The 6,755-nt window shown below is 68.1% G+C and carries 6 protein-coding genes; 1 reads left to right on the forward strand and 5 read right to left on the reverse strand.

The window, feature by feature from the left end:
- Nucleotides 1-4 precede the first annotated feature (4 nt).
- The 5 genes from D0D37_RS03040 to D0D37_RS03060 form a co-directional block, all read right to left on the reverse strand.
- Nucleotides 5-1,252, reverse strand: a complete 1,248-nt coding sequence (locus D0D37_RS03040) for an aminodeoxychorismate synthase component I (RefSeq protein ID WP_116198950.1) — start codon at nucleotides 1,250-1,252, stop codon at nucleotides 5-7.
- Nucleotides 1,253-1,297: 45 nt separating this feature from the next.
- Nucleotides 1,298-1,912: a glycoside hydrolase family 25 protein gene (locus tag D0D37_RS03045; RefSeq protein WP_116198951.1), complete on the reverse strand. Its 615-nt coding sequence runs from the start codon at nucleotides 1,910-1,912 to the stop codon at nucleotides 1,298-1,300.
- A gap of 97 nt (nucleotides 1,913-2,009) precedes the next feature.
- Nucleotides 2,010-2,774, reverse strand: coding sequence for an ABC transporter permease (locus D0D37_RS03050; RefSeq protein WP_116198952.1), 765 nt, complete (start codon nucleotides 2,772-2,774; stop codon nucleotides 2,010-2,012).
- Nucleotides 2,764-3,762: an ATP-binding cassette domain-containing protein gene (locus D0D37_RS03055; protein WP_116198953.1), complete on the reverse strand. Its 999-nt coding sequence runs from the start codon at nucleotides 3,760-3,762 to the stop codon at nucleotides 2,764-2,766. Before D0D37_RS03055 ends, D0D37_RS03050 begins: the two co-directional genes overlap by 11 nt.
- Nucleotides 3,763-3,856: 94 nt before the next feature.
- On the reverse strand, nucleotides 3,857-4,444 hold the full coding sequence (locus D0D37_RS03060; RefSeq protein WP_116198954.1) for a PadR family transcriptional regulator: 588 nt from the start codon (nucleotides 4,442-4,444) through the stop codon (nucleotides 3,857-3,859).
- Nucleotides 4,445-4,505: 61 nt separating this feature from the next.
- Here D0D37_RS03060 and metG point away from each other — a divergent pair, with 61 nt between their 5' ends.
- A complete protein-coding gene (metG, locus tag D0D37_RS03065; RefSeq protein WP_162834054.1) occupies nucleotides 4,506-6,302 on the forward strand; it encodes a methionine--tRNA ligase in 1,797 nt (598 codons plus the stop codon).
- Nucleotides 6,303-6,755 lie beyond the last annotated feature (453 nt).

Raw genomic sequence — 6,755 nt, forward strand, 5'->3', positions numbered from 1 at the left:
GTGATCAGCACTCACGAGGGCTGGCCAGCAAGGACTCCAACGGCGCGGCTTTGTGCAGGCACTCCTGCCATTCCGCGGCGCTGTCCGAGTCCGCCGTGATCCCGCCGCCGACCCCGAGCGCGATCCGGTCCCCGGCGATCTCGAACGTCCGGATCGCCACGTTCAGCTCCAGCCCCGCCAGCGGCGACACCATCCCGACCGCGCCGGTGTACCCGCCGCGCGCGGCCGGTTCCAGCTCGGCGATCAGGTCCAGCGCCCGGATCTTCGGCGCGCCGGTGACCGAACCCGGCGGGAACGTCGCCGCCAGCAGCCCGGCGTCGGTCACCCCGTCCGCCAGCACACCCTCCACAGTGGACGCCAGATGCCACACTCCCGGCGCGGGACGCACCGCGAGCAGCTCCGGCACCACGACGCTCCCGACCTCGCACACCCGGCCGAGGTCGTTGCGCACCAGATCGGTGATCATCACGTTCTCCGCGACGTCCTTCGCCGACTGCCGCAGCCGGAGCGCATTGCCGTCGTCCGCCGGACCGCGGCGGGGCAGCGTCCCCTTGATCGGCGACGATCGCACGCGGCGGCCATGGCGTTCCAAAAACAGCTCCGGCGACAGTGAAACCACCGAACCCCACGCACCGGCGACGTAAGCTGCCCGCTGCGGAGCCAGCCGCCGCACTCCCTCGGCGAACAGCGCGGCCGGGGATCCCTCGAACGTCCCGGTGAACCGCGAGCAGATGTTCGCCTGGAACAGTTCGCCCGCCTCGATCTCGTGCACGCACGCCTTCACCGCCTGCTCGTGCCCGGGCGGTCGTCGCAAAGCACTTGCCGACCACGACAATTCCGCAGACCCGGCCAGCGCTCGTTCCACCACAACAAGCTGAGCGTCAGCGTCACCTTCGAGCGACTCGAACCAGCACACTCCCGCCGCGTCCCAGCGCAGCACGTGATCCGCCCAGCCCCAGGCCGACGCCGGAACCCCGGTGGACCGGCCGGACGGGTCCGCCTGGTCATAAGCCAGAAACCCGAACCATCCGCCGCCGACCCGGCCCGAAGGACCCGAAGGACCCGAAGTCGGAGAAACCGACGGGAACGGCCGCGGAGTCACCGCCAGGAACGGCGCCACGACCGCCCGCGACCCGAACCAGTCCCCACAGACCGCAGCCGGTTCGGGCAGGCCGTGCGCTTGGGCGTACGCGGACAGCAGAACGAGCACCCGCGAAGGTGACAGGTCGGTCCGCAGCCGCTGGAAACGCATCGCGCCATTGTGCCGGAAACCAGCGGTGACCAGCGGAAAAGGTGATCAGAGCAGCACATCGGAGAGCGCGAAGGGATACACCACCGCGTCCTGCGCCACCGGCCCGTCGACTCCGGGCACGTCCGGCGCGAAGGCGTGCTGGTGCAGCCCGAGCCGCGAATGGAACCAACCGGGCCGTCCGGGAATGCCGTTGTGCCGTACGAGCCACAGCACCACCTCGGAATCGGCCCAGCGGTCCGGGTGCAGCCGGTGCGCCCAGCAGTCGTGCCCGGCGTACACGAGCACCCGGCGGATCTTCGCGGCGTGCCGCACGTGCTTGATCCACGCCTTCACGAACCGGTCGTCGACGCTTTGGGCGTCCACCTCGAGCGCCGGGGCGAGCGAGCCGGGAGCGAACGCGCCGAGCTTGCTCGCCGTCCGGACGAAATGGTCGGCCTGGTCGTGCACCGCCCCCGGTCGCGCGTAGTGCCGGGCCCCGGTGTGGATGCCCGCGTGCTGGGCCGCGGCGAGCGTCCGCTCCGCGCCGGGATCGCTCCAGTTGACGTTCTCGCTGATCGTCACCGAAGCGAATCGCACGTCGGCACCGCGCACCGCCGCCCAATCGAGCACTTGCTCGCGATGAGTGAGCGTGAGTCCGCGCCCACTCTCCGGTTCCGCCACCACGCACCCCTGACAAGCCCCACGACGGGTGAAAGGCCACCCTACGTCCGGAAATCCGGAGCGGGGTGAGGCTTCCCGGCGTGTCGATACGCTTTGATCAGGCGTTTTCCTTCTGGAAGGTGCGCGTTCCCCACCACACCGCCAAAACGGCCATGACCAGCACGATCACCCCGCCGGTGAACAGCGAGTCCATCGAGAAGTCGCCGCGGAAGCTGTTGCGTTCCACGTCGACCACGTGCCGGAACGGGTTGATCTGCGAGATCGTGTACAGCCACTTCGGCGCGAGCCCGGCGGTGATCGGGATGAGGATCCCGGACAGCAGCAGCAACGGCATGAGCACCGCGTTGAGCAGCGCCGGGAGTGCTTCCTCGCTCTTGAGCGTGAGCGCCAGCGCATACGAGCACGATGCCAGCGTGAGCGCGAGCAGGAACACGATCAGCAGGCTCAGCAGCACCCCGCCGAACGGGGCGTTCAGGTCGAACACCAGGTAGGCGAGCAGGATGATCAGCACCGCCTGCACCACCGCCTGCAGCGCGTTCGCCAGCACCTTCCCGAGCAGCAGCGCGGACCGGTGCACCGGCGTGACGCGCAGCCGTTCGACCACGCCGGACCGGTACTCGGCGATCAGCCCGAAGCCCACGAACGAACTGCCGAACAGCGCCAGCTGCGCGACCAGCGCGGGCGTCAGCACCATCCAGCCGTCGACCTCGGACATCCCCTGCGCGCCGAGCGACTTCACCAGCAGCGGGCCGAAGAAGAACAGGTACAGCAACGGCTGCGCGAGCCCGATCATCAGCCACGTCGGATTCCGCAGCGCGCCCGCCATGTCGCGGCGGAAGATCAGCCAGGTGTCATGCAACACCGGACACCTCCGGTTCCGCCGGCGCGGGCTGCTCGGCTTCGCGCAGCGACCGGCCGGTGAGAGTAAGGAATACGTCGTCCAAGGTCGGCCGCGTGACCTGCATGGCGGTCGTCGGGATGTCCTTGGAGTCGAGCGCGCGCAGCAGCTCCGGCATCGCGGTGTCGCCGCGCGGCACCCGGAACCGGATCGACCCGTCGGACACCGCGAACTCGTGCGCGCCGGGCAGCTGCCGGGCGAGGTCCGCGGCGGCCGCGGCGGATCCGGGATCCACCTCGATCGCCACGCCGTCTCCGGAGACCTGCGCTTTCAACGCGTCCGGATGGCCCTCGGCGACGATCCGGCCGTCGTCGATCACGATCAGCCGGTCGGCCAGCGCGTCCGCCTCGTCGAGGTAATGCGTGGTCAGGAAGATCGTGACGCCTTGTTCGGCGCGCAGTCGCCGGATGTGTTCCCACAGGTTCGCCCGGCTCTGCGGGTCGAGCCCGGTGGACGGCTCGTCCAGGAACACCAGCCCCGGAGAATGGATCAGCCCCATCGCGATGTCGAGCCTGCGCCGCTGACCCCCGGACAGCGTCTTCGTGGCCCGCTGCTCGAGCCCGGTCAGGTCGAGCTGTTCGGCGAGCACCTTGCCGCGCGCGATCGCGTCGGCCTTGCTCATCCGGTACAGCCTGCCCTGCAGCTCCAGCTCTTCGCCGACGCGCGATTCGGGCGCGGTACCGCCTCCCTGCGCGACGTACCCGATGTTGCGGCGCACCCCCGCCGCGTCGGCGAGCAGGTCGTGCCCGCCGACGGTCGCCGTGCCCGCGGTCGGTCTCAACAAGGTGGTGAGCATGCGCAGCGTGGTGGTCTTGCCCGCCCCGTTCGGGCCGAGAAAGCCGACCAGCTCGCCCGCCTCGACGTCGAGATCGACCCCCTTCACCGCGTGCACCTCGCCACCGGCTCGGCCCTTGCGGCGGAACCGCCGCTCGAGTCCGCGTGCCGTGATCATGGATAACCCTCTCCTCCCAAGAAGATCAGCTAGTCAAGCTTGACTAGCTGACGCGCACACTGTGCCCGAGGAAGGAGCGGTTAGTCAAATTTGATTACTCGGAGGCTTGCGGTCCGAACGCCGGGTCCGGGTCGTCGGCCATCGCGTACTCGCCCGCTTCGAGCCGCTCGATCAGCCCGGCGAGCCACTCCCGGCTCGCGCTGGCGATCCCGCCCCACAGCCGGAACAGCTCCGACACGTGCGGCGGTTTGCCCCAGGTGTCGTCCTCCAGGCTCAGCCGCGACCGGCGTTCCTCCGCCTCGAAGTGGATCAGGTTCTGCCTGAGCAGGCTGATCGCGTACTTGCGGGGAAGCGCGGGCATCAGGCTCACCGCCGCGCACAACTCCGCGTTGCTCGCGCCCGGGTCGGAAAGCCCTTTCGCGATGAGCACCTGGAACTCCTGCTCGCCCGCGGGCGACAGCCGGTAGGCGACCCGGTCCGGACCGCCGTCGCCCGGTTCCACGTCGATCTTCTCCAGCAGGTCCTCGGCGGCCATTTTCTTGAGCGCGTGGTAGATCGAACCGGGCTGGACGTTCGCCCACTTGTCCGCCGACCACGACAGCAGTTCGCGGCGCACCTGGTAGCCGTGCGCGCGGCCGAACATCCGCACGACCCCGAGCACCAGCAGACGCGTCGCCGACACCGGCTCTCCCTTCCCCTACCACCAGAAAACGCACTGGAGCGCATCCGTAGGCTAAACAGGTATGAGCACCCCTGTGTTGACCGCGGTGGCCTGGCCCTACGCCAACGGCCCCCGCCACATCGGCCACGTGTCCGGATTCGGCGTCCCGTCCGACGTCTTCTCCCGCTACCAGCGAATGGCCGGCAACCGGGTGCTCATGGTGTCCGGGACCGACGAGCACGGCACGCCGATCACCGTCCAGGCCGACAAAGAGGGAATGACCCCGCAGCAGACCGCGGACAAGTACACCCGCCAGATCGACGAGGACCTGCGAGGACTCGGCCTCTCCTACGACCTGTTCACCCGCACCACCACCGGCAACCACGCCGCGGTGACGCAGGAAATCTTCCTCGCGCTCAACCGCAACGGCTATGTCGTCCCGAAGACCACCCGCGGTGCGATCAGCCCGTCCACCGGGCGCACGCTGCCCGACCGCTACATCGAGGGCACCTGCCCGATCTGCGGCTACGACGGCGCGCGCGGCGACCAGTGCGACAACTGCGGCAACCAGCTCGACGCCGCCGAGCTGATCAACCCGAAGTCGCGGATCAACGGCGAGACGCCGAAGTTCGTCGAGACCGAGCACTACTTCCTCGACCTTCCGGCGTTCACCAAGACCCTCGGCGACTGGCTGGGCACCAAGACCGACTGGCGCCCCAACGTCCTCAACTTCACCCGCAACCTGATCGACGACATGCGGCCACGACCGATCACTCGCGACCTCGACTGGGGCGTCAAGATCCCGCTGGACGGCTGGCGCGACCAGCCGCTCAAGCGGTTCTACGTCTGGTTCGACGCGGTCATCGGCTACTTCTCCGCGAGCGTCGAATGGGCGCGCCGCAACGGCACGCCGGACGCGTGGCAGGAGTGGTGGGCCAACGCCGACGCGCGCGCCTACTACTTCATGGGCAAGGACAACATCACCTTCCACGCCCAGATCTGGCCCGCGCTGCTGCTGGGCCAGAACGGCGACGGCGACCGCGGCGGCGAGGCGGGCAAGTACGGCAAGCTGCACCTGCCGGACGAGATCGTGTCCAGCGAGTTCCTCACCATGAGCGGGTCGAAGTTCTCCACGTCCCGGGGGACCGTCATTTACGTGCACGACTTCCTGCGGGAGTTCGGGCCGGACGCGTTGCGGTACTTCATTTCGGTGGCCGGTCCGGAGACTCAGGACACTGACTTCACCTGGGACGAGTTCGTTCGGCGGACGAACTTCGAGCTGGCTAACGAGTGGGGCAATCTCGTTAACCGGTCGATTTCTATGGCGCACAAGAACAATGGAGCGGTTCCTGCTCCTACTGCGCCTGCGCCTGCGGATGAGGAGCTGAAGGCGCTGTCTCGGCAGGCGTTTGAGACGGCTGGCGGGCATCTTGCTCGGTCGCGGTTCAAGTTGGCCGCGGCTGAGGCGATGCGGGTGGTTACGGCGGCTAACCGGTATCTGTCGGATCAGGAGCCTTGGAAGCTCAAGGAGGATCCGGATCGGCGGGATGCTGTGTTGCACACGGCGTTGCAGGTCGTTAGTGACGCTAATACGTTGCTGACGCCGTTCCTGCCGCATTCGGCGCAGAAGGTGCATGAGGCGCTGGGCGGGACTGGGGTTTGGGCTGCTCAGCCTGAGTTGCAGGAGGTTGAGGATCTTGACCTGCCTGGGCGGGTTAATCCGATTCTCACCGGGGATTACGCGGGTGAGCAGGCTAAGTGGGAGTCCAAGCCGATCGAGGTTGGGCGGCCGTTGGAGAAGCCTACGCCGTTGTTTACGAAGCTGGATCCGAAGTTGGGGGAGACTGGGCCGGAGTGGGCTCCGATCGTGACTGACTGAGGTCTGGGCTGCTGCGGTTTCGGTTCGGCTCGTCGCCTGGCGGCGACATTGCGCACGTGGGTTGCGTGGGGCACCCCGAAGCTGATTGTGCTGACGGTCTGAGGGTGCTTGTCAAGGCGGGAAAGATGCCTTGACAAGCACCCTCAGACCGCAGAGAAGGCTTCGTATCGGGGTGCGGGGGTGGTGTGGGTGCCTCGCTCGTTGGGTGCATCGGCTGCGGCTGGGTCGGCGGGTGGGTCCGTGAAGGGCTCCTTGAGGGAATCTGGGGCCGTGAAGGGGCCCCTCACGCACGGCGGCTGGTCGTGAGGGGAACCCTGAGGGACTCTGGGTGGATTCGAGGGGTGGTTGCAACGCGGGTGGTTATTTGGTTTCGGTCAGGAGTTTAGCGAGGCGTTCGGCTGGGGTGTCCCAGTCGAGGGTTTTGCGTGGGCGGCGGTTGAGTTGTGCGGCGAC

This window comes from Amycolatopsis circi (genome assembly GCF_003385235.1).
GTDB classification, from domain to species: Bacteria; Actinomycetota; Actinomycetes; order Mycobacteriales; family Pseudonocardiaceae; genus Amycolatopsis; species Amycolatopsis circi.

Coding starts and splice junctions, on each gene's coding strand:
- D0D37_RS03040 (WP_116198950.1), bottom strand. CDS start 1,252: ATGCGTTTCCAGCGGCTGCGGACCGACCTGTCACCTTCGCGGGTGCTC.
- D0D37_RS03055 (WP_116198953.1), bottom strand. CDS start 3,762: ATGATCACGGCACGCGGACTCGAGCGGCGGTTCCGCCGCAAGGGCCGA.
- metG (WP_162834054.1), top strand. CDS start 4,506: ATGAGCACCCCTGTGTTGACCGCGGTGGCCTGGCCCTACGCCAACGGC.